Here is a 23,187-nt window from a genome sequence, read left to right on the forward strand (position 1 = left end):
GCGCGAAGCCGTAAATCTTCTTAGGCTAGCCTTACCTTATGACTCTGTCGCACGTGGGCCCCCCGACATCGGGCCCCCCGGAGGCCCCCGCGGAACCGCGGTCCGAGGAGACCGCGGACGCCCCGGGCGCCCCGGAGATACACCGCCCCGTCAGTAAGAAGGCGCTGCCCGGCCGTCCGCACGGGCGGCGGACCCTCCTGCTCGTGTCCGCCTCCCTCGTCCTGGCCGTCCTCGTGGTCGCCGCCCTCTCGCTGTCCATCGGCGCCGGCGAGGTCGGTCCCGGTGACGTCCTGGACTATCTCCTGGGGCGCGACGGCGCGCGCGACAGCTCCCGTCTCTCCCTCGTCGTGGGGGATCTGCGCATCCCCCGCACCCTCACGGCCCTGCTCGTCGGCGCGGCGCTCGGCACCGCCGGCTGCCTCCTGCAGGCCGTCACCCGCAACCCGCTCGCCGAGACCGGGCTGCTCGGAGTGAACGCGGGGGCCTCGCTCGGTGTCGTCTTCGGCATCACCTTCCTGGGCGCGCAGAGCAGCTACAGCTATCTGCTGTGGGCCTTCGGCGGCGCCGTCCTCGCCAGCGCGCTCGTCCTGCTCATCGCCGGCAGCCGGGGCGGCGGGTCACCGATGCGGCTGGTCCTCGCCGGCTCCGCCCTGGGCGCCACGTTCGGCGGCGTCACCAGTGTGCTGATCGTCAACTCCGCCGAGACCTACGACCGCTTCCGCTTCTGGGTGCTGGGCTCGCTCGCCGGAGTCGAGGGCTTCGGCGAACTCGGCCGTCTCGTCCCCGTACTCGCCGTCGGCTTCGTCGTGGCGCTGCTCGTCGCCCGCCCCCTGTCCGCCCTGGCGCTCGGCGACGACCTCGCCCGGGGCCTCGGCCACCGTCCGTCCGTCATCCGCGTCGTCGTCGCCCTGGCGGTCACCCTCCTCACCGCCTCGTCGGTGGCGCTCGTCGGCCCCATCTCCTTCCTGGGCCTGCTCGCCGGGTTCCTCGCACGGGCCGTCACCGGCCCCCGGCTCACGGCGCAGATCCTGCTCGCCGGGCTCATCGGCGCCGGCGTCCTGACCGGCGCCGACGTGCTGGCCCGCGTCGTCTCCCGGCCCTTCGAGGCGCCGGTCGCCGTGATCATCGCCCTGTTCGGCGCCCCCGTCCTCATCGCCATCGTCCGCTCCAAGCGGCTCGGCGCGATGGGCATGACGGACCCGGCCACCGCCGAGGGCGGGCAGCGCGCCGGACGCCCCTCCGTCGTACGGCGGCTGATCGAGCGGCTGCCGAAGCGGCACCGTTCGGAGACCCTGGTCGTGCGCCGCGGGTCCTGGTCCGTGCTGGTGCCGCGCCGGGCGACGCTCGCCGCGCTGTTCCTGGCGGCCCTGCTGGTGGCGGCCGTGGTGCTCTCCGCGTACGCCGGGCAGAGCGAGATGGGCATCAGCCGCACGTTCAACGCGGTCTTCGGCTCGGGCGACCGCTTCGACGTGCTGCTGGTGCAGAAGTTCCGACTCGGCCGGATCATCGCCGGGCTCGCCGCCGGAGCCGCCCTCGGACTCGCCGGCCTGCTGACCCAGACCCTCGCCCGGAACCGGCTCGCCACCCCCGAGCTGCTCGGCGTCAACGACGGCGCCACGGCGGCCGTGCTGCTGTCCGTGACCCTCAGCGCCACCGGCACGTTCGGTGCCTGGTGGGCGGGGCCGCTCGGCGCGCTCGCCGCGGTGCTCGTCGTCACCACCGTCTCCGGCGGCCTCGGCCAGCGCGGCTACCGCGTCCTCGTCGTGGGCCTGGCCATGTCGGCGCTCGCCTCGGCCGTCACCCAGGTCGTGCTCTCCCGCCGCTCGCTGAACTCGGCCAGCTCGCTGTACGTCTGGACCTCCGGCAGCCTCAACGGCCGCGGCTACTCCGTCGCCGTCCCCGTGCTCATCGGCCTGGCCGTACTGGTGCCGCTCGCCCTCGTCGTCGCCCGCCAGCTGAACGTGCTGCGCTTCGACGACTCCACCGCCTCGTCCCTCGGCGCGAACCCGGCCCGGGTGCGGCTGATCTGTCTGCTCCTCGCGGTGGGCCTGGCCGGCCTGGCCGTCGGCATCTGCGGGCCGGTCGGTTTCGTGGCCCTCGCCTCCCCGGTCATCGCCGGACGGCTCGCCGGACCCCTGCGGGTGCCCGTGCTGGGGTCGATGCTGACGGGTGCCGTGCTGATCGTCCTCGCCGACACCGTCGGCCGGATCATCTTCGACGGCACGGAGGTGCCGGTCGGCATCGTGACGACCGTTCTCGGCGGACCGTTCCTCCTCTGGGTGCTGCTGGGACGGTCGGCGGCCGCGCGGGTGTAGCGCCTCCGGCGGCTTCTCCCCCACCCCCGCCCCTTCCCGAACCGGGGCTCCGCCCCGAGCCCCGGTCCTCAAACGCCGGACGGGCTGATCGATCGCGCCCGGGACGCAGCCCCACCTGCCATCGCAAAGGAAGCCAATGGAAACGCAGAGTCCGATACTGCGGGAGCTCGCCACGGCCGTCCAGGCCGGCAAGCCCGACGCCGTCGAGACCTTCTGGGCCCGGGCGGCGGCCACCGGCACGCCGCTCGTCGAGGCCGACCCCACCGACCCGGCGTACCGGCTCGTCACGTTCGTCTGGCGGGACGACGCCCGGGAGCCGGCCTCCGACGTCCTGGCGCTGCTGCACACCGTCACCGACAAGGACCGGCACGCGCACGACCTCACGCCGCATCTGATGGAGAAGGTGCCCGGCACGGACGTGTGGGCGATCAGCCACCGGCTGCGCGCCGACCACCGGGCCTCGTACCAGTTCTCCGTGGCGCGCGGGCCCCGCGAGGAGGCCCTGCGCACGGACCGCCGGTCGTGGCTGCGGGTCCTGGACACGGCCGTGCCCGATCCGTTGAACGCCGCGCCGCCGCTGCCCGCCCGCGACGGGCGCCACCCGTCGTCCGTCATGGCGCTGCCGGACGCCCCGGCCCAGCCCTGGGCCCACCCCCGGGCCGAGGTGGCGCGCGGCGAGCGCGTCGAGGCCGAGGTGGACGGCCGACGGGTCGGCGTCCATCTGCCGGCCGGTCACCGTGGCGCCGACGGACCGTACGCCGTGGCGGTGCTGCTGGACGGTGAGATGTGGGGGCCGGTGCTGGACTTCGGCGACGCCCTGGACAATCTCCTCGCGGAGGGGCGGATCCCGCCGACGGTCACCCTGCTGGTGGACACCATGGGTCGGGACCGGCGGATGGCCGACCTCAGCTGCAGCGAGGAGTTCGTGGACTGGCTCGCCGAGGTGCTGCTGCCGTGGGCCGCACGGGAGTACGGGGCGACGCGGGACCCGGCGCGTACGGTCGTGGCGGGCCAGAGCGCGGGCGGCCTGACGGCGGCGTTCGCCGCGTTCCGCAGGCCGGAGCGGTTCGGGAACGCGCTGTCCCAGTCGGGTTCCTTCTGGTGGCCGGACGGGACCGAGTTCGACAGCGGCAGCGAGTGGCTGACCCGCCAGTTCGCGGTGGCCGAACGCACAGCGGTCCGCTTCCGTCTGGAGGTAGGTCTCCAGGAATGGATGCTCCTCCCCCAGAACCGTCATCTGCGCGACGTGCTCCAGGCGCGCGGCTACGAGGTGTCGTACGAGGAGTTCAACGGCGGCCACGACTACGCCTGCTGGCGCGGCGGCCTCGCCGCCGGACTCGCCGAACTGCTGGCGGACCGGGGCTGACGGACGGCGCCCCTTCGGACAAACAACATGTGAAACGGCCCGGGACCGACGGCTGTCGGTCCCGGGCCGGGGTGTGTCTCGGGCCCGTCAGGCCGCGGCGGGCGCCCCTTCCTCCGACCGCGCCGGCGGCTCGTCGTCGAAGGGCGGCGGCGCGGGGGCGTCCTTGGGCAGGCGCAGCGCGAACAGCGTGCCGAGGGCGACCAGTCCCGCGGTCGTGAGGATCGCCGCCCGGTACGGTCCCGGGGCGGCGTCGTGCGTGCCCGAGCCGCCGGACGCGCCGATCACCGCGGCGGTGGCCGCGATGCCCAGTGCCCCGCCCAGGGTGCGCACGATGGTGAACAGCCCCATGGCCTGGCCCATGACCGGGGGCGCGATGTCCGCGAACCCGGCGATCTGGACGGTGAGTACGGCCGTGCCCAGCACGAGGCCGACGCAGAACATCAGCGCCCGCACCGCCCAGGCGTTCTCCGCCACGCCCGGCACCGCCAGAGCCGCGAAGACCGCCGTGGCGAGGACCAGCGCGGGGGCGGCGAGCAGCCGGGGGCCGAGCTTCGGCAGCAGTCGGTCGACCGCCTGGGAGGCCAGCATCAGGCCCAGCGCCTCGGGGAAGACGCTGAGTCCCGCGTCCAGGGCGGAGGCCCCGAGGGCCGCCTGGTAGAGCAGCGGGAAGGCGAAGAGGACGCCCATCAGACCCGCCGAGGTGACCAGGGCGAGGACGGTGGCGGACCCGAAGACCTTGTCGCCGAGGAGCCCCAGGTCCAGCAGCGGTGTCGCGGCCCTGAGCAGGTGCGCGCACGCCGCGACGAGAAGGGCGAGGCCGAGCAGCGCGCTCACCGCGATGGCCGGTGAGGTCCAGCCGTGCGAGGGGCCGAAGCCCAGGGCGTAGGTGAGCAGTCCGAGCGCGGGGGTGGCCAGCAGGAAGCCCCGGCGGTCGAAGCCGCCCTCGGTGCCCTCCACGTGCTCGCGCACGCCGAGGACGCCGAGCAGCACGGCGGCCGCGCCGATCGGCACGTTCACGAAGAACAGCCAGTGCCAGGAGAGGTGCTCGGTGAGGAAGCCGCCGAGCGGGGGCCCGAGCGCGGGCATCAGGGCCGTCGGCACGATCAGCACCTTCGACAGCTTCATCCGCTCGTGCGGCGGGAAGGCGCGGAAGAGCAGCGTCATGCCGACCGGGGTGAGCAGTCCGCCCGCGAGCCCCTGGACGACGCGGGCGAGCACCAGGGTCTGCAGGTTCTGGGCGAGCCCGCAGGCCGCGGAGGCCGCGGTGAAGACGGCGAGCGCGCCGAGGAACACCCGCTTGGTGCCGTAGCGGTCGCCGAGCCAGCCCGCGACGGGCAGGGCCACGGCGAGGGCCACCAGGAAGGCGATCTCGACGGTGTTGGCCGCCGACACCGGCTCGCCGAAGTCCCGGGCGATGGTCAGCAGCGCCGGGTTGACGATGGTGGAGTCGAGACCGTTCATGCACATCGCCGCCGTGTACACGATCACGACGGCGATGCGCGGGGAGAGCCGGCTCACCGGGCCGCCGGGGCCAGGTCGGTCCAGTGCTCGGTGATCCAGTCGAGGGCGTCCTGCCGGGCGCACGGCCCGTGGGCGGTGGTCCAGCCCTCCGGCACGGCGGCGAAGCCCGGCCAGAGGCTGTGCTGCCCCTCGGCGTTGACGAGGACGAAGAAGTCTCCGTCGCCGTCGAAGGGGTTGGCGGGTGCGTCGCTCATGGGGTCAGTTCTCCAGGTTCTGCAGTCGGTCGGCGATGACGCTCGCGATGTGCGCGATCGGTTCGGGCAGGGTCATGTCCTTGTGCGAGCAGGCGACGTCGGTGTTGTCGATGCGCCCGGTCACATAGGGGGTCCAGGTGTCGGGGGTGAGCTCGTCGTCGATGGTGTCGACGGTGGCGCGGAAGAAGAGCACGTCGCCGTGGAAGACGCGGTGGTCGAAGCCGCGGACCAGGTGGTTGGTGTTGAGGTAGGTGGTGTTGAGGGCCTCGATGGTGGTGTCGTCGAGGCTGGCCAGCGGGGAGCCCTCGCGGCGCAGCACGTCGGTGACGTGGGCCAGTTCGAAGGGCTTGCCCTCCAGGCTGTCGGGTCCGTAGCCGCCCATGGCGAGCAGGGCTTCGAGGGCCTCGGCCTGGTCGGGTACGGGCAGCGTGCGGAAGCCCTCGGCCGGGTAGGCGTCGAGGATCGCGAGCAGCTCGACCTCGTGGCCGAGGTCCTGGAGCCGGGTGGCCATGCCCTGGGCGATGATGCCGCCGGTGGACCAGCCCATGAGCCGGTACGGGCCGTGCGGCTGTACCTCGCGGAGCCGGTCGACGTAGTGGGCGGTGAGCTCCTCCATCGTCCGCGGCAGCGGGTCGGCGGCGGTGGCCGGGCCGACGCCCTGGGCCTGCATGCCGTAGATCGGGACGTCGGCGGGGAGGTGGCGGATCAGACCGGCGTAGCACCAGCTGAGGCCGCCGGCCGGGTGCACGCAGTACAGCGGCGCCTTGTCCCCGTCCTTCGCCGGGCGCAGCGGCAGCAGGACGTCCAGGGCGTCGGTGCCCTCCGCCGCGTCCAGCGCGGTGTCGAGGGCGGCGACGGTGGGGGCCTGGAAGATCGTGCCGATGCCCACCTCGGCGCCGAGCGCGTCCTTGATCCGGCCGGCGAGGCGCACGGCGAGGAGGGAGTGGCCGCCGAGGTCGAAGAAGTTGTCGTCCACGCCGACCCGGGGCAGACCCAGGACGTCGGCGAAGATCGCGCAGAGCTGCTCCTCGCGGGGCCCGCGCGGGGCGCGGCCCTCGGTGACGGCGGCGGCGAGGTCGGGGGCGGGCAGGGCCTTGCGGTCGAGCTTGCCGTTGGCGGTCAGCGGCAGCCGGTCCAGGAGGACGACGGCCGAGGGCACCATGTGGACGGGCAGTTCGGTGCCGGCGTGCTCGCGCAGCAGGGCCGGGGTGGTCTCGCGGGCGGGGACGGCGTAGGCGACCAGGCGCTTGTCGCCGGGGGTGTCCTCGCGGACGACGACAGCCGCGTCGGCGACGTCGGGGTGGTCGGCGAGGACGGCCTCGATCTCGCCGAGCTCGATGCGGAAGCCGCGGATCTTCACCTGGTGGTCGGCGCGGCCGAAGTACTCCAGGGTGCCGTCGGGGCGGCGGCGGGCGAGGTCGCCGGAGCGGTACATCCGGCTGCCGCGCTCGCCGAAGAGGTGGGCGAAGGGATCGGCGACGAATCGTTCCGCCGTCAGCGCGTGGCGGCCCAGGTAGCCGCGGGCCAGGCCCTCGCCGGCGACGTACATCTCGCCGGTGACGCCGGGCGGCACGGGCTGGAGGTACGCGTCGAGGACGTAGACGCGCAGGTCGGGGATGTTGACGCCGATGGTGCTGGAGGAGCCGGCGGCGGCGCTCTCCCGGTCGAGCGCGATGTAGGAGACGTGGACGGTGGTCTCGGTGATGCCGTACATGTTGACGAGCGTGGGCGCGTCCTCGGCGTGGCGGTCGTACCAGTCGTCCAAGCGGCCGAGTTCGAGGGCCTCGCCGCCGAAGACGACGTAGCGCAGGGCCAGTTCCCGCCCCGGATGCTCCTTGTCCGCGGCCATCAGCTGGTAGAAGGCGGACGGCGTCTGGTTGAGGACGGTCACGCCCTCGTCGGCGAGCAGCCCCAGGAAGGCCGCCGGGTCACGGCTGACGAGGTGCGGCACGACGACGAGCCGGCCGCCGTGCAGCAGCGCGCCCCACAGCTCCCAGACGGAGAAGTCGAAGGCGTAGGAGTGGAAGAGGGTCCAGACGTCGCTCTCGTCGAAGCCGAACCAGTGGTCGGTGGCGGAGAACAGCCGGGCCACGTTGTGGTGGGTGACGGGGACGCCCTTGGGGCGGCCGGTGGAGCCGGAGGTGTAGATGACGTAGGCGACGTCGGTGGGCCGCTGGGCCCGGGTGCGGTCGGCGTCGGTGAGGTCCGCGCCGTCGTACGCGTCGGCCTCGGTGCCGTCGACGAGGACGACCGGCAGGTCGTGCGCGGGGATGCGCGCGGTGGTCGCGGTGTCGGTGACGACGGCGGCCGGGGCCGCGTCCTGGAGCATGTACGCGAGCCGGTCGGCCGGGTAGTCCGGGTCCATGGGCAGGTAGGCGGCACCGCACTTGGCGACGGCCAGCAGGCCGGTGACGAGCTCGAGCGAGCGGGGCAGGGCGAGGGCGACGATGGCGCCCGGGCCGATGCCGCGTCCGGCGAGCAGCCGGGCCAACCGGTTGGCGCGGACGGACAGCTGAGCGTAGGTGAGGGAGGCGTCTTCGCAGGTCACGGCCGTGCGGTCGGGGTACCGGCGGGCGGCGTCCTCGTACAGCTCGACGAGGGTCTGCTTGGAGGTCGTGGGGGTGGTGGTGCCGGTGTTCCACTCGACCAGGGAGCGGTGCAGCTCCTGGTCATCGAGGAGGGCGAGCCGGCCGACGGGGGTGTCGGGGTCGGCGGCGGCCGCGGTGAGCAGGCGGGTCAGATGGGCGGACAGGCGTGCGGCCGTCCCGGTGTCGAAGAGGTCCGTGCGGAACTCCAGGAAGCCGGATATGCCGCCGCCGGGCTGCTCGCCCGCGTTGAGGGTGAGGTCGAACTTGGCGGTGCCGGAGGGGACGGCGGTCATCTCGGCGGTGAGGCCGGGGCCCATCGCGAACGCGGCGTCGGGCAACGACTGCCAGGCGAGCATGACCTGGAAGAGGGGGTGCCGGGCGAGGGAGCGGGGCGGGTTCAGCTCTTCGACGAGCCGGTCGAAGGGCAGGTCGCCGTGCTCGTAGGCGCCGAGCGTCGTGGTGCGGACCCGCTCGAGCAGCGTCCGGAACGTCGGGGCGCCGGAGGTGTCGGTGCGCAGGACGAGGGTGTTGACGAAGAAGCCCACGAGGTCGGCGGTGGCGGTGTCGTCGCGACCGGCGACGGGGGTGCCGAGGGGGATGTCCGTGCCGCAGCCGTAGCGGGTGAGCAGGGCGGAGAAGGCCGCCTGGACGACCATGAAGACGCTGGTGCCGGTGGTGCGGGCGAGCGCTTCGACGGCGGCGTGCGCGGCCGGTTCGAGATGGAAGGGCACGGTGTCGCCGTCATGGGTGGCGACGGTGGGACGGGGCCGGTCGGTGGGGAGTTCGAGCTGGTCGGGGAGGCCGGCGAGGGCCTGCTTCCAGTGGTCCAGCTGCCGGGTGGCGAGCGGCGTGGGGTCGTCGGCGGGGCCGAGGAGGCGCTGCTGCCAGGCGGTGTGGTCGGTGTACTGGACGGGCAGGGGCGGCAGTTCGGGCGCGTGGCCCGCGGCGCGTGCGGCGTAGGCGGCGGCGAGGTCGCGGGCGAGGGGGGTGGTGGAGGCGCCGTCGCCGGCGATGTGGTGCAGGAGGAGGAGCAGGGTGTGGCGGTCCGCGTCGGTGCTGTGCTCGCCCGGGGGGCGCCCCCCGGAACCATCGGTGCTGTGCCCACCCGGGGGACGACCCCCGGAACCCCCGGTGCTGTGCCCACCCGGGGGACGACCCCCGGAACCCCCGGTGAACAGCGTGACCCGCAGCGGGGGTTCGGTGGCGAGGTCGAAGCAGTGCCGCACGGCCTCGGTGATGTCGCCCGTCGAGGGGGCGACGTGCAGCTCGGGGCAGGCCTGTTCGGCCGTCAGGATCCGCTGGTAGGGCTCGTTGTCAGTGGCCGGGTATACCGTCCGGAGTGTCTCGTGACGCTCCGTGAGGTCGCGGAGGGCGAGGCGCAGCGCGTCCTGGTCGAGGGGGCCGGTGAGGGCGAGGAGGAGCGGGATGTTGTACGTGGGGCTGGGGCCTTCGAGGCGGTGCATGAACCACAGCCGCTTCTGGGCCGGGGAGAGCGGCATGCCTTCCGTGCGGGGTACGGGCACGAGGGCGGGGCGGTCCGTGGCATGGGTGGCCTCGGCGGTGAGAGCGCCGGAAGTGGTGGCCAGAAGAGCGGCGAGGGCGGCTGGGGTGGGGTGGCGGAAGACGTCGGCGAGGCCGATGGTGTCGTCGAGGGTGTCGCGGATGCGGGCGGCGATGCGGCCGGCGAGCAGTGAGTGGCCGCCCAGTTCGAAGAAGTCGGCGTCAGCGGACGGCGGTTCCTCCAGAGCGAGGACGTCCTGGAAGAGGGCGCACAGGGCGGCTTCGCGCGGGGTGCCCGGGGCGCGGTGCGCGGTGCCGGCGGTGGGCTCGGGGTCGGGCAGGGCCCGGTGGTCGAGCTTGTCGTTGGCGGTGCGGGGCAGGGCGTCGAGGAGGACGATCGCGGCGGGCACCATATGGCCGGGCAGCCGGGCGGCGAGGTGGGTGCGCAGGGCCTCGGGGTCGAGGGGGGCGCCCTCGGCGGACCCCATGGGCAGGGCGGGCACGGCGTAGCCGAGGAGCCGCTTGCCGTGCGCGGTGTCGCGGGCGATCACGGCGGCCTGCGCGACGTCGGGGTGGTCGGCCAGCGCCGCCTGGATCTCGCCGAGTTCGATGCGGAAGCCGCGAATCTTCACCTGGTCGTCGGCACGGCCGAGGAACTCCAGGGTGCCGTCGGGGCGGCGGCGGACCAGGTCGCCGGTGCGGTACATCCGGGCACCGGGCTCGCCGTGCAGGGCGCCGAAGGGGTCGGCGGTGAAGCGTTCGGCGGTGAGGTCGGGGCGGCCGAGGTAGCCGCGGGCCAGGCAGGCGCCGGCGATGTAGAGCTCTCCGGTGACGCCGGGGGCGGTGGGCCGCAGGGAGTTGTCGAGGACGTAGGCGCGGGAACCGCGCACGGGGCTGCCGTGGGCCGAGCCGTTCTCGCCCGGCACCCAGTAGTAGGCGTCGACGGTGGTCTCGGTGGGGCCGTAGAGGTTGAGGGGGGTGAGGCCCTCGGTGGTGGCCAGCCGGTGCCACAGGGGTTCGGGCACGGTCTCGCCGCCGACGACGACCATGGCCGGGTGGTGCCGACCCTCGTCCAGGAGGCCCTCGGCGAGGAGCGCTTCGGCGTAGGAGGGGGTGACGTCGAGGTAGTCGAGTCGGTGCTCCGCGATGTACGCGGTGAGTGCGGCCGGGTCACGGTAGGCGACGTCGTCCAGGAGGTGCAGCTCGTGGCCGTGGACCATCCAGATGACCGGGTCCCACGAGGCGTCGAAGGCGAACGACGCGCTGTGCCCGATCCGCAGCCGGTCGCGGCCCGTGCGCTCCACGGCGGGGGCGATGTGGTCGGCGCCGTGTCCGGCGTGCAGGTTGGCGAGGGAGGCGTGGGTGACGACGACACCCTTGGGGCGGCCGGTGGAGCCGGAGGTGTGGATGATGTACGCGTCCTGGCCGAGGTCCGGTGCGGCGAGGGCCGTGTCCGGCCGCGCGGCGATCCGGGCCCGGGTCGCCGGGTCGTCGAGGAGCAGGGCGGGCACACCGTGCGGGGGCAGGCCGGCCACGGCGTCGGCGGTGCCGACGACGCGGCGCGGCCGGGTGTCCTCCAGGACCGCGGTCATGCGCTGCTCGGGGTGGCCGAGGTCGAGCGGCTGGCAGACGCCGCCCGCCTTGAGCACGGCGAACATCGCGACGACGGTGTCGACGCTGCGGGGCAGGGCGAGGGCGACGGGGGTCCCCGCCGTGATGCCCGCGGCGGCCAGTTCGTGGGCGAGCCGGTTGGCGGCGGAGTCCAGTTCGGCGAAGGTGAGGGCGGCTCCGCCGCTGCGGACGGCGACGGCGCCCGGGGTGCGGGCCGCCTGCTCGGCGAACAGCTCGGGCAGCGTCCGGCGGACGCTCTCCTCGGTGCGGCCCGCCGTGGCGCGGTGGATCTCCGCCTCGTCCAGGAGGTCGATGCCGCCGACGGGGCGCTGGGGGTCGTCGAGGAGCAGCGCGGTCAGCGCGTCGAGGTAGCGGCGCAGACCGTGCTCGTGTCCGGCGAGCGACGGGCCGTCGTAGCGCGCGGCGTTGCCGTCGAGACCGAAGCCCACGGAGCCGTCCGGCGCCGGGGTGATGGCGAGGGCCAGGTCGTCGACGGGACCGGCCGCGAGGTTGCGCACCTTGCCGGGCAGACCGCCGAACTCCAGGTCGCCCTCGAACGCCTTGATGTTGACCATCGGTCCGAACAGCGTCTGCTCCGCGCCGCTCAGCCCGAGGTCGCGGCGCAGGTCCTCCTGCCGGTAGCGCTGGTGGCGGCGGACGGCCCGCACCTCGAGGACGACGCGGCGCAGCAGTTCGGCGCCGGTGTCGTACGGGCTGACCGCGATGCGCAGCGGCATGACGTTGACGGCCATGGCGGGGGTGCGCAGGGCGACGGAGCTGCGGCGGTTCATCAGCGGCAGGCCGAGCACGACGTCCTGGGTGCCCGTCGTCCGGTGCAGATATCCGGCGGTGGCGGCGATGAGGAGTTCCGCCCAGGTGGCCTTGGCCGCGCGGGCGGCCTCCTCCAGGCGGGTCATGGTGCCGGCCGGGAGTTCGGCGGCATGACGCAGCACGGCACCGGCCGGGCCGGAGGAGCCGGAGGGTGTCGTCGGGTCGCCGGCCAGGGAGACGGGCTCGGGCCGGTCGGCGAACCGCGCACGCCAGAAGTCCCGGTCGGCGGTGTGGCGTTCGCCGGCCATGTACTCGGCCTCGTCCTCGACGAGTTCCCGGATCGTGCCGAAGGGGTTCTCGGAGGGCTCCTCACCGGCGGCGAGCGCGGTGTACAGCTCGGCGACGCGGCGGCCGATGAGGGTCAGGGCGTAGGCGTCGACGGCGAAGTGGTGGACGCGCTGGTACCAGTGGTAGCGGTCGTCGGCGACACGGATGAGGGCCTGGGTGACCAGCGGCCCCTCGGTCAGGTCGACGGGGCGTGCGAGGTCCGCGCGCATCCAGGCGTCCGCTTCCTCCGACGGGGCGTCAGCCGCGCGCAGGTCGAGCCGGTGCAGCGTCCATTCCCGGTCGGCCTCGACGCGCTGGGTGGGGTCGGTGTCGTCCCCGGCCGCCGCGCCGCCGTCGTGCTCCGCTGCCACGATCAGGGAGAGCGTCTGCGCCTCGTCGACCGTCCGCCGCAGGGCGCGCTCGAACAGCTCCTCGTCCAGGTGTCCGTCGATCTCCACGCAGTCACCGGTGTTGTAGACCGGGTTGCCGGGGTCGAGCACCTGGGCGTACAGGATTCCGGACTGCGCGGCGAGCAGCGGCAGTTCGGCAGGAGCAGTCTCGACCTGAGGGTGACGCATGGCGTGGGGACTCCCGATATCTGGCTTCGTTCCGGGCACGCCGTGTATACCCCGGCGTGTCAGCTTAGGTAAGCCTAAGCTATTTTTTGATCCCTTGTGAGTGTGACCCCCCGCTCACGCGGAAGGGACCAACAGCCGGCGCGTCAGCCGGACGGACAGGAGCTGGACATGACCGCGGCCGAAGGCCTCAAGACCGCCGTACAGGAACGCGTCCTCGCGCACCGCGAGAGCCTGCTGGCGCTCAGCCGCCGCATCCACGCGCACCCCGAGACGGCTTTCGCCGAGCACCGCGCCGCCGCTTGGTGCGCCGAACTCCTGCGGGAGCACGACTTCGACGTGACGGCCCCGGCGTACGGCCTCGACACCGCCTTCTCCGCGACCTTCGGCTCCGGCCCCGTCACCGTGGCCATCGCCTGCGAGTACGACGCCCTGCCCGGCCTCGGGCACGCCTGCGGTCACAACCTGATCGCCGCGGCGGGCCTCGGCGCGGCCCTCGGCCTCGCCCCCTTCGCCGACGAACTCGGGCTGACCGTACGGGTCCTGGGCACCCCCGCCGAGGAGCGCGGGGCGGGCAAGGCACTGCTGCTGGAGGCAGGCGCGTTCGACGGAGTGGACGCCGCGATGATGGTGCACCCCTGCCCGTTCGACGTGGCCGAGTTCCGCTCGTTCGCGCTCGGCACCCTCTCCGTCGCGTACACCGGGAAGGCCGCGCACCCCAGCCTCAACCCGCACGAGGGCCGCAACGCGGCCGACGCCCTCACCGTCGCCCAGGTCGCCCTCGGGCTGCTGCGCCAGCAACTGCCGCCGCACTGGAAGGTGCACGGCGTGACGACGTCCGCGGGCACCGCGCCGAACGCGATCCCCGACCGGGCGACCGCCGAGTACGAGATCCGCGCCTCGGCCGCCGAGGACCTGCGGGAGCTGCGCGAGCGGGTCGAGGCGTGCTTCCGGGCCGGTGCGCTCGCCACCGGGTGCGAGGTGGAGCTGACCCGCCCCGAGCCCGACTACCTGGACTTCCGCACCGACGCGGAGCTGATCGCGCTGTGGCGGGTCAACGCCCGTGCGCTGGGCCGCCCCGAGCCGCAGCAGCGCGAGGCGTTCGCCTGCACGGACATGGGCAACGTCTCGCACGCCGTGCCTTCGATCCACCCCGTGCTCGACATCACCGGCGGCTCCTGCGGGCCGCACGAGGCGGAGTTCGTGGCAGCGGCGGTGTCGCCGATGGGCGAGCGGGCGCTGCTCGACGGGGCGATCGGCATGGCCTGGACCGCGGCGGACTTCGCGGCGGCTCGCCGGGGGTAGGAGCGGGCTCCTGGAACCGCATGGTCCTCGATCGCCGGACGGGCTTGTCAGCCCGTCCGGCGATTGAGGACACAGCACAGCAGCCCGTCCGGCGATTGAGGACACAGCACAGCAGCCCGTCCGGCGATTGAGGACCGAAGCCCCCGAGCGGGTTACTTCTTCAGCGCCTTCACGATGTCGTCGATGACGACCTGGCTGGCCAGCGGGCCACCGCGGGTGGACCAGACCGAGCCGTTCACCGTCACGGCGTGGTCCTTCTTCACCGCGTTCAGGTCCTTGTACGCGGGCTTGCTCTGCACGTCCTTCAGCGCCTTCTCACCGTCGGAGGTGAGGGTGGACAGGAAGAGCCAGTCGCCGTCGATCTCGTTGATCTTCTCCAGGCTCAACGCCGGGGTGTGGGCGTTGCCGTCCTTGTCCTGGGCCTTGGGGCGCTTGAGCCCCATGTCCAGGGCGACACCGCTCGCGAACTGCTTCTTCTCCATCCAGCTCGGGCCGTCCGGGTTCCAGCGGACGATGCTGACCTCGGCGCCCTTGTTGTCGCCCAGCTCGCCGCCGGCCTTCTTGGCCTTGGCCTCGTAGTCGGCGATGACCTTGTTGGCCTTGTCCATGCTGTTGAGCGCGTTGCCGATACCCCGGAAGGACAGCTTCCAGTCATCGGTGGGGGCCATGGTGACCAGCGTGGCCGGGGTGATCTCGCGGAGCTGCTTGAGGACCTGCTCGTCCTGCATGTCACCGGCCAGGATGAGGTCGGGCTTGGCCGCGATGACCTTGTCCATCACCGGCTGGAGCAGGTTGCCGACGACCTTGATGTCCTTGACCTTGTCCTCGAGGTAGGCCGGCGGCTTGCTCAGGCCCTGCCCGTTGGTGATGCCGACCGGCTTGAGGCCGAGTGCGAGCACCGCGTCGAGGTCCTCCTGGGTGAGCGTCACGATCCGCTTCGGCTGGGCCGGGACCTTGACGAGCTTGCCCGTCGCGTCCTTGATCTCACGCGTCTGACCGCCCCCGGCGCCCTGCGACGTCGACTCCGAACCCTTGTCGTCCGAGCCCTTGTCGGAGCCGCAGCCGGTCACCAGCAACGCGGCCGCCCCCACGGCGGCGAGAACCTGAGCCGCGCGGCGCGAGGCGGGCAGAAGAGGGCGGTGGGTCGAGGTCATCGAGAGCTCCGGGCGTGAAAAGGGAAAGGAACAAGAAAGAAAAGGGGACAGCGTTCCGCGTGGGAGATCACCCCCACGTGGGACCCATGAGTCATTAGGTTAGCCTTACCTTAAGGCCCTTCCGCCGGGAGGGTCCACATTGCGGCGAACGTCTTCGAAAGGCCTGCCACCTGTGGAGCTCCGCGTCGAACAGCTCACCGCCGGCTACCCCGGCCACCGTGCCGTGGCGGGCGTCGACCTGACCATCCCCTCGGGTCAGGTCGCCGCGATCGTCGGCCCCAACGGCTGCGGCAAGTCGACCCTGCTGCGCTGCGTCGCCCGGTTGCACCAGCCCGAGTCGGGCCACGTCCACGCGGGCGACGCCGACATCTGGAAGCTGAAGCAGCGCCAGGCGGCCCACCGCATCGCCCTGCTCCCCCAGTCCCCGCTGGCCCCCGAGGCGGTGACGGTGGCCGGGCTCGTGCGCTACGGACGCCATCCGCACCAGGGCCTCTTCCGCCAGTGGTCCCGCGACGACGAGCGGGCCGTGCACGAGGCCCTGCTCGCCACCGGGGTCTCCGCCCTCGCGGACCGCCGCCTCGACCAGCTCTCCGGCGGCCAACGCCAGCGCTGCTGGCTGGCCATGGTGCTGGCGCAGGAGACGCCGATCGTGCTGCTCGACGAGCCGACCAGCGCGCTCGACATCGGCCACGCGGTGGAGGTGCTCGACCTCGTGAAGCAGGTGGCTGCCGCGGGCCGGACCGTCGTCATGGTCCTCCACGACCTGGCGAGCGCCGCGCGCTACGCGGACACCGTCGTCGCGATGAAGGACGGCACCGTCGTCGCACAGGGCCCGCCCCGCGAGGTCGTGGACGCGGCCCTGGTCCGCGAGTTGTACGGCATCGAGGCCGACATCCTGCAGGCACCGGGCGACGGCTCCCCCGTGGTGGTGCCCGCCACCCGCACGCCGGCCGACGCCGGCGCGCGGGAGTCCGCCACGGCCTGACCCACCGGGCCCGGCCCGGCCGCACCCTGACGCGGGAGCACCCGGCCCGGCCGGTGAACCGGCTCAGGGAGAAGGCTCGGGCCTGCCGCGGTCCCGCACGGGGTCCGACCCCTGACGCAGGGACAGCAGCCGGGCGAGCACCCCCGGTCGGCGCGGGGCACCGGGCGGAGCGTTCGGCGCCGGTCCGGACCGCGTGGCCACCTCCGCGGCCGGCTCGGCCGGTTCTCCGTCGGCACGGCGGCCCGCGCCGGTCCGGTGGTCGCCCTTCTCGTTCTCCTGGATGTCCCGCGCGTCCGGGACGTCGCGGAACTCCTCGACGACGATGGGGTCGGGCTCGGGTTCGGGGCGGTGAGTGCGGTAGGCCTGGGCACGCAGATACGCGTCCATGGCGCGCGCGGGGTCGAGGGGCATGACGTCTCTCCTGCTGTCGCACCTACGGGTGAGCTGAAGCGAACGCACGGCGCCACGGCCCCTGACAGGGAAGTGCCGGGGAGGCGACGGGCGCGGTTCCGCTCAGCAGCGCAGGACGGCGTGCCGCGCGCGGGCGGCATCGACCTCGACGGCGTCGGAGCGGAGCACGGCCCGCTCACTCGGCGACCGCCCGGCGTCCACTCCCCCGTACACGGCGGGCGGCAGCACACCGCCGAGCCTTCCGGGCGGACGGCCCGACCGCCGACCGGAGCGCGAGCTGCGCTGCTCGGAGGCACAGGCGGCGTACTCCTCGGAGGCGCCTGCCGACAGGGAGCCGGAGGTCTCCTCCCGGCCGACGCTGGACGCGAGCCCGTCCGCGGCCGATCCGGAGAGCGTCAACAGCATGGCGATCAGCGCGACGACCAGGGCCCGCGACGCGGACCTCAGGACAGCGCGACCCCATGCACTCATAGCACCAAGCGTAGTTGCCTGATTACCCTGCGTGCACTCAGTCGAACGAGTGAAGATTTCGATGATGGGTACGGTCTGTCACCGTCCGGCCATCGACTCCCGGCGACGACCGGCGAGTTACCCCTCGCGGGAAGCGACGGCATGCGGACCGAGGCGTCCGACCGCCTTCCGCCAGGCCCCGGTCACGGCCGCGCGGGCGTGGGCCGTGGCGGCGGGCACGTCACCGGCGAGGTGAACGGGCGTGCCGACGTGGACGTGCAGGGCGGGCCTGCGCAACGGCGCCGTCAGCAGTCCGGTGATCTGCTTGGCGCGCGAACCGGAGGTGACCCGGCGGGCCCCGGCCTGTCCCACCGGGACCACGGGGGCCGAGGTCGCCAGCGCGAGGCGGGCGAGCCCGGTACGGAACGGACCGGGCTCGGCCTCGCCGGAGTCCGGGCGGCGGGGCAGCCGCCCCTCGGGATAGATGACCACGACACGCCCGTCGGCCAGCGCCTCGGCGGCGGCGTCGAGCGCTCCGGCGGCCGTGTCGGTGCCCCGTCGGACGGGCACATGGCCCTCGCGGGCGAGCACGTGCCCGAGGACGGGGATCCGCCACAGGCCGGCGGCCGCCAGGAACACGGGCTCGGCTCCGAGCCGGCGGACCGCCGCGAGGACCAGCCCGGGATCGACCAGCGACGTGTGGTTGGGGGCGATGATGCTGCCCGGCGCGATCTCCGTCACCACGTCGGTGGTGACGTCGAAGCGGCCGAGAGCCGGTACGACCGCATGCGCGAGGGTGCTGAGCACGTGCCACTCCTTGACGATCCGTGATGCCATGCTGCCCCGGCGGATCACCCGGACGCCTGAGTACGGGTACTCAAGCGGCCCGGGACGGCGGGAGCCAAATGATCCCGTTCAGTCGCTGGAGCTGCTCCCGCAGCTACTGCCACAACTGCTGCCACAGCTGCTCGAACCGCTGTCGCCGCCACCGCTGTCGCCTCCCGAGCCCGAGCCCGAGCCGCCGTCGCCGGAGAAGAAGTCGCTCCACGACGCGTCGCCGCCGGCTCCGGAACCGCACTCCGTCAGCAGCTCCCGCAGCGGGGCGTCCGGCAGGCAGCCCACGCCGTCCAGCGCCACCCCCAGCATCAGCACCGTCGACGAGGCGGCCGCGTAGCTCCCTCCGGAACCACCGCGCCGGACTCCGCGCGCGAAATCGGCACCCGCCCGCGTCCGGTCACCGGCCCCGGGCAGCACGTGGTGACGCACCAGCCCGCACAGCAGCGCGGCCACCGCCGCCAGCGCGTCGCAGAGCAGGATGTGCGGTCCCCAGGCCGGGTCGTGGGCGAAGCGCACGAACCCCACCACGGTCACGACCGCCATGAAGCCGAAGCAGAGGTAGGTGAGAATCCTCAGCACGCGGTCGCAGACGCGGAACAGCCGCCGCCACGTGAGGCCGTAATCCAGGCCCCGGTCCCTCAGGGAACGCCCGATGTCGAGGATTTCGGGGGTGCGCCCGCACAGCCGGCGCAACGGCCGCACCTCGGGTGCGGACGCACCTCGCGCCCTCGCCTCCCCGTGCGTGCGCACGATGGCTTCCTCGACGGCCGTCCGCGGGCCGCGCCCCCAGGTCAGATGCACACGGCCGCCGGGGGAGAGCCGGGTGGACATCCGGAGCAGTCCGTCGCGTTCCATGGCGACCAGAGCGGTGTCGACCACCCGCAGGGGACCACCACTCAGCCACGCGACCTCCAGCACCTCGCGGGTGGCGCCGCCCCCGGCCCCGTCCGCACCGCCCGGCGCGGGGTCGGCCGGTTCCCGGCTCTCCCGACGCCGTTGGACGGCTTCCAGACGAGCCGCCCCACCGAGGGCCGCGCAGAGCACGACGACGAGGTAGGCATACGCCAGGAAGAACAGCGGCACATCCATGTCCGACCGACCCCCCGAACAACGACAAGATCAACTATTGGGACACGCTAGCCGGTGGACCGAGTCGTTCGCGCCATCCCTTGCCCCCTCCCGTCCCATCACAGGCGGCTCCGCCGACGCGCGCCGTGTTACCGCCCGTCCGCCGCCCGCCCGAGTAAGATCGACAAGCTGGCCAAATCCGGATCGTCCACCCATATGCCGCTCAACGCACGGGGCGTCGAAGGAGTCCGGACCTCTGTGCACGTCCGCTGCGAACGAGAGGCAGGGCAGATGACCGTACGGAGAACACATAGAGCTCTGGTGGGAGTCGTGACGGCCGCCGCGATGGCCGTGGCGGCCTTCGCGACCCCCACCGCGGCCGACGACGGCCGACGGGACTCGCACGCCGCCACCCGGGAAGCCCTGCGCGCCCAGGTGAGGGCCGGGGTGCCCGGAGCGATGGGGCAGGCCCGGGACGCGGGCGGCGCATGGAACGGCTCGGCCGGGGTCGCGGACCTCCGCACCCAACGGCCTCGCCTGCCGCAGGACCGCTTCCGGATCGGCAGCCTCACCAAGGCGTTCGTCTCGGTCGTCCTCCTCCAGCAGGAGGCCGAGGGGAAGCTCGACCTCGACGACACGGTCGAGCGCTGGCTGCCCGGCGTCGTCCGCGGTCACGGTCACGACGGCCGCCGGGTCACGGTCCGTCAGCTCCTGAACCACTCGTCCGGGATCTTCAACTACACCGAGGACCCGAGGTTCGAGGACCGGCTCACCAAGGGCTTCCTCAAGCACCGCTTCGACACCTTCACGCCCCGGCAGCTCACGGACATCGCGATGAGCCACCGCCCGCACTTCAAGCCGGGCAAGGGCTGGCACTACTCCAACACCAACTACGTCCTGGCCGGGATGATCGTCGAGAAGGCGGCCGGACACCGGTACGGCCACGAGATCAGGCAGCGCGTCATCCAGCCCCTCGGGCTGCGGGGCACCAGCCTTCCCGGCACGTCGTCGGGGCTGCCCGACCCGCACGGCCGGGCCTACGGCAAGCTCACCCTCACCCCGAAACCGACCGACAAGATCCACGACGTCACCGCACTCAACCCGTCCTGGGCCTGGGCGGCGGGCGAGATGATCTCCACGTCCGGTGACCTCAACCGCTTCTACCACGCGCTGCTGCGCGGCGAACTGCTCCCGAAGGCCCAGCAGCGGGAACTCCTCACGACCGTGCCGATGGGGGCCGAGGCCCCCGGCGGGCGGTACGGACTCGGGATCATGCCGACCACGCTGTCGTGCGGCGCGAACGTCTGGTTCCACACCGGCGGCATCCACGGCTCGTCCTCCCTGGCCTCGGCGACGCGGGACGGCCGCCATACCGCCGCGTTCAATCTGAACGGCGACTGGGCGGGTGACGTCGCCGGGCTGCTCGAAGCCGAATACTGCGGTACGAAGCCGCCCGCGACAGCCAAGTCCCGGACCCTGAGGGCCATGACCGGCCTGCGCTGAGCGGCCGTTCCCCATACCCGCCGTACGGGCGCGCTCCCCGGGCCCGTACGGCGGGACACACCCGGGCGGCGGGCGCCCCGACCGGGCGGTGATCCGCACAACTCCCCCACGCGTCCCACCTGGTGGTGTGTAATACGGCCATGGAGAGGCCGGATCGGGAGCGGGCGGAGTCGGCGGCGCGGCAGGAAGCGGCGCGGCTCACGGCGATGGACGTCCACGGCGTCGCTCTCACCTGGGTGGACGTCGCGGGCCTCACCCGGGTCAAGGCCGTTCCCACCGCCCGGCTCCCGCACGCCGTACGGCGCGGTGTGGGCATGTCCCCCTGCTTCGACGTCTATCTCACGGACGACTCCAGCGTCACCAGCCCCCACATCGGCGGGCCGGACGGCGATCTGCGGCTCTTCCCCGACCTGGACCGGCTGACCGTGCTGGCCGCGCAGCCCGGCTGGGCCTGGGCGCCCGTCGACCGGTACGAACAGAGCGGCGAACCCTACGGCGCGTGCCAGCGGCAGTTCGCCCGACGGATGACCGAGCGCGCCGCGGCGCGCGGCCTGCGGCTGCGGATGGGCTTCGAGACGGAATGGGTCGTCACCCGGGGCGATCTCACCGAGACGGAGATCCGGTATCCGTGCGCGGGCCCGGCGTACGGGATGACACGGCTGGTCGAGCTGTCGGACTATCTGCGCGACGTCCTCGAAGCGCTCGCCGCGCAGGACGTCGAGGTCCTCCAGATCCACCCGGAGTACTCGCCCGGGCAGTTCGAGGTGTCGGTGGCCCCGGCGGACCCGGTCGGCGCCGCCGACCTCGCGGTGCTGGTCCGCGAGACGATCCGCGCGGTGTCGGCGCGGCACGGGCTGACCGCCTCGTTCGCACCGGTCGTGGAGGCGGGAAGCGTCGGGAACGGCGCGCATCTGCATCTCAGCCTCTGGGACGAGGACGGGAATCTGTGCCGGGGCGGCGACGGCCCGTACGGCATGACGGAGGTCTGCGAGGCCTTTCTCGCCGGGGTGCTCCGGGAGCTGCCCGCCCTGCTCGCCCTGGGCGCCCCCACCCCGGCGGGCTATCTGCGGCTCGCACCCTCGCAGTGGGCCGGGGCCTTCCAGTGCTGGGGCCTGGAGAACCGGGAGGCGGCGCTGCGCTTCATCACCGGGGCGCCCGACGACACCGGGGGCGCCAACGCCGAGGTCAAGTGCTTCGACGCGGCGGCCAACCCGTATCTGGTGGTCGGTGCGGTCACCGCCGCCGGGCTCGCCGGGATCGAGGCGGGGCTGACGCTGCCGCCGCCGGTCGCGGGCGACCCCGTCGCCGACGGCCGGGAGACCCGGCTGCCGGCCTCGCTGCCGGAGGCGCTGGAGCACTTCACCCGCTCGGCGCTGCTGCGCACCGCGCTCGGTGATCCGCTGTTCGAGGCCGTCGTCGCGGTCCGCCGGGGGGAAGCCGCGCGGTTCGACGGCGCCACGCCGCAGGACATCGCGGACGCCACCCGCAGGCGGTTCTGAGTGCCCCCCTCGGTGGCGTCGCCGCTGGTGGACCACCACTGCCACGGCGTGGCCCGCGCCGATCTCGGCCCGGAGGACTTCGCGTCCTTCCTCACCGAGTCCGACGCGCCCGCCGCGCCCGGCACCACGTTCTTCGACACCCAGCTCGGCTTCGCGGTGCGCCGCTGGTGCCCGCCGCTCCTGGACCTCCCGGCGCACTGCCCGCCGGCCCGCTACCTCGCCCGCCGACGCGAACTCGGCGCGCGGGAGGTCAACGGACGGCTGCTGCGGGCCGCCGGGATCACCGACTACCTGGTGGACACCGGACTCCCCGGCGACCTGACGACCCCTCAGGAGCTGGCGGCCGCCGGAGCCGCGACCGCCCACGAGATCGTGCGTCTGGAGGCCCTCGCCGAGCGGGTCGCCGACGGCGTCGACCCGCCCGATGCCGCCGAAGGCTTTCTCCACGGCCTCGCCACGGCCGTGCAGGACGCCGCCCGGACCGCCGTGGGCTTCAAATCCGTGGTCGCCTACCGGTACGGACTCGATTTCGACCCCGCCCCGCCGGACCCGGCCGAGGTCCGGGCGGCAGCCGCCCGTTGGCTCGACCGGCGGACGCCGGGCGGGCGGCTGGCCGACCCGGTGCTGCTGCGCCACCTGCTGTGGTCCGCCGCGCGGACGGCGTTGCCGCTCCAACTGCACACCGGCTTCGGCGACCCCGATCTGCGCCTGGACCGCTGCGACCCGCTCCTGCTCACCGACTTCGTACGAGCCGTGCGCCCCACGGGTTGTTCGCTGGTCCTGCTGCACGGCTATCCGTACCACCGGGGTGCCGGCTACCTCGCCCACGCCTTCCCCCACGTCTACACCGACGTCGGCCTGTCGCTGACCCACACCGGGGCCCGGGCCGAGGCCGTCCTCGGGGAGATGCTGGAACTGGCCCCGTTCGGCAAGATCATGTTTTCCAGTGACGCCTACGGGCTGCCGGAGCTCTACGTCGTGGGCGCCCAGCTCTTCCGCCGGGCCCTGGCCCGGCTGCTGACCGGCTGGGTGGACGACGGATCCTGGTCACCGGACGACGCGCGGCGGATCGCGGGGCTGATCGGGGCGGGCAACGCCCGGCGGGTCTACCGGCTCGGGGCGGGCGGGGCGGACGGCTGAGGCGGGCTTCCCGGCCCCAGGGCAGATACTGACGCCCGGTCACCACGGACGCCGGACGGCCGACCCG

Annotated in this window: 15 protein-coding genes; 7 read left to right on the forward strand and 8 right to left on the reverse strand. The window is 73.5% G+C overall.

Annotated elements, in window-relative coordinates; genetic code table 11:
• Positions 1–38: 38 nt before the first annotated feature.
• Positions 39–2,315 (forward strand): Fe(3+)-hydroxamate ABC transporter permease FhuB, encoded by a 2,277-nt coding sequence (fhuB, locus tag FHS38_RS16360; protein WP_184734296.1) that lies wholly within the window; start codon positions 39–41, stop codon positions 2,313–2,315.
• 136 nt (positions 2,316–2,451) lie between these two features.
• Positions 2,452–3,681, forward strand: coding sequence for an enterochelin esterase (fes, locus tag FHS38_RS16365; RefSeq protein ID WP_184734297.1), 1,230 nt, complete (start codon positions 2,452–2,454; stop codon positions 3,679–3,681).
• Between the two features lie 87 nt (positions 3,682–3,768).
• Here fes and FHS38_RS16370 read toward each other — a convergent pair whose 3' ends face one another.
• The 3 genes from FHS38_RS16370 to FHS38_RS16380 are packed head-to-tail and all read right to left on the reverse strand — an operon-like array spanning position 3,769 to position 12,771.
• Positions 3,769–5,199 (reverse strand): DHA2 family efflux MFS transporter permease subunit, encoded by a 1,431-nt coding sequence (locus FHS38_RS16370; protein WP_268246159.1) that lies wholly within the window; start codon positions 5,197–5,199, stop codon positions 3,769–3,771.
• Complete coding sequence (locus tag FHS38_RS16375; protein ID WP_184734298.1) at positions 5,196–5,396, reverse strand: MbtH family protein; 201 nt, start codon at positions 5,394–5,396, stop codon at positions 5,196–5,198. Before FHS38_RS16375 ends, FHS38_RS16370 begins: the two co-directional genes overlap by 4 nt.
• Before the next feature lie 4 nt (positions 5,397–5,400).
• Positions 5,401–12,771: a non-ribosomal peptide synthetase gene (locus FHS38_RS16380; protein ID WP_184734299.1), complete on the reverse strand. Its 7,371-nt coding sequence runs from the start codon at positions 12,769–12,771 to the stop codon at positions 5,401–5,403.
• 168 nt (positions 12,772–12,939) lie between these two features.
• On the opposite strand from FHS38_RS16380, the gene FHS38_RS16385 reads away from it, so the two are divergent.
• Positions 12,940–14,073: a M20 family metallopeptidase gene (locus FHS38_RS16385; RefSeq protein WP_184734300.1), complete on the forward strand. Its 1,134-nt coding sequence runs from the start codon at positions 12,940–12,942 to the stop codon at positions 14,071–14,073.
• A gap of 152 nt (positions 14,074–14,225) precedes the next feature.
• Here the strand turns inward: FHS38_RS16385 and FHS38_RS16390 are convergent, their stop codons facing one another.
• A complete protein-coding gene (locus FHS38_RS16390) occupies positions 14,226–15,227 on the reverse strand; it encodes an ABC transporter substrate-binding protein (protein ID WP_184734301.1) in 1,002 nt (333 codons plus the stop codon).
• A 172-nt stretch (positions 15,228–15,399) separates the two neighbouring features.
• On the opposite strand from FHS38_RS16390, the gene FHS38_RS16395 reads away from it, so the two are divergent.
• Positions 15,400–16,212, forward strand: a complete 813-nt coding sequence (locus FHS38_RS16395; protein ID WP_184734302.1) for an ABC transporter ATP-binding protein — start codon at positions 15,400–15,402, stop codon at positions 16,210–16,212.
• 63 nt (positions 16,213–16,275) lie between these two features.
• Here the strand turns inward: FHS38_RS16395 and FHS38_RS16400 are convergent, their stop codons facing one another.
• The 4 genes from FHS38_RS16400 to FHS38_RS16415 form a co-directional block, all read right to left on the reverse strand.
• The gene (locus FHS38_RS16400) at positions 16,276–16,623 is read right to left on the reverse strand and encodes a hypothetical protein (RefSeq protein WP_184734303.1); all 348 of its coding nucleotides are present in this window, start codon (positions 16,621–16,623) and stop codon (positions 16,276–16,278) included.
• A gap of 102 nt (positions 16,624–16,725) precedes the next feature.
• Positions 16,726–17,094, reverse strand: a complete 369-nt coding sequence (locus FHS38_RS16405) for a hypothetical protein (RefSeq protein ID WP_184734304.1) — start codon at positions 17,092–17,094, stop codon at positions 16,726–16,728.
• Positions 17,095–17,211: 117 nt separating this feature from the next.
• A complete protein-coding gene (locus FHS38_RS16410) occupies positions 17,212–17,880 on the reverse strand; it encodes a lysophospholipid acyltransferase family protein (protein ID WP_184734305.1) in 669 nt (222 codons plus the stop codon).
• 108 nt (positions 17,881–17,988) lie between these two features.
• A complete protein-coding gene (locus FHS38_RS16415; RefSeq protein ID WP_184734306.1) occupies positions 17,989–18,999 on the reverse strand; it encodes a TIGR04222 domain-containing membrane protein in 1,011 nt (336 codons plus the stop codon).
• A gap of 300 nt (positions 19,000–19,299) precedes the next feature.
• Here FHS38_RS16415 and FHS38_RS16420 point away from each other — a divergent pair, with 300 nt between their 5' ends.
• The 3 genes from FHS38_RS16420 (at position 19,300) to FHS38_RS16430 (ending at position 23,120) form a co-directional block, all read left to right on the forward strand.
• Positions 19,300–20,481 carry a serine hydrolase domain-containing protein gene (locus FHS38_RS16420; RefSeq protein WP_376700040.1) on the forward strand — a complete coding sequence of 394 codons (1,182 nt, stop codon included), beginning with the start codon at positions 19,300–19,302 and terminating at the stop codon, positions 20,479–20,481.
• Between the two features lie 140 nt (positions 20,482–20,621).
• Positions 20,622–21,980, forward strand: a complete 1,359-nt coding sequence (locus tag FHS38_RS16425) for a glutamine synthetase family protein (protein WP_184734308.1) — start codon at positions 20,622–20,624, stop codon at positions 21,978–21,980.
• Positions 21,981–23,120, forward strand: coding sequence for an amidohydrolase family protein (locus FHS38_RS16430; RefSeq protein ID WP_229821972.1), 1,140 nt, complete (start codon positions 21,981–21,983; stop codon positions 23,118–23,120). It begins immediately after the preceding gene.
• The last annotated feature ends 67 nt before the right edge of the window (positions 23,121–23,187 follow it).

The sequence above is a fragment of the Streptomyces netropsis genome (assembly GCF_014203545.1).
Taxonomy (GTDB): Bacteria; Actinomycetota; Actinomycetes; order Streptomycetales; family Streptomycetaceae; genus Streptomyces; species Streptomyces netropsis.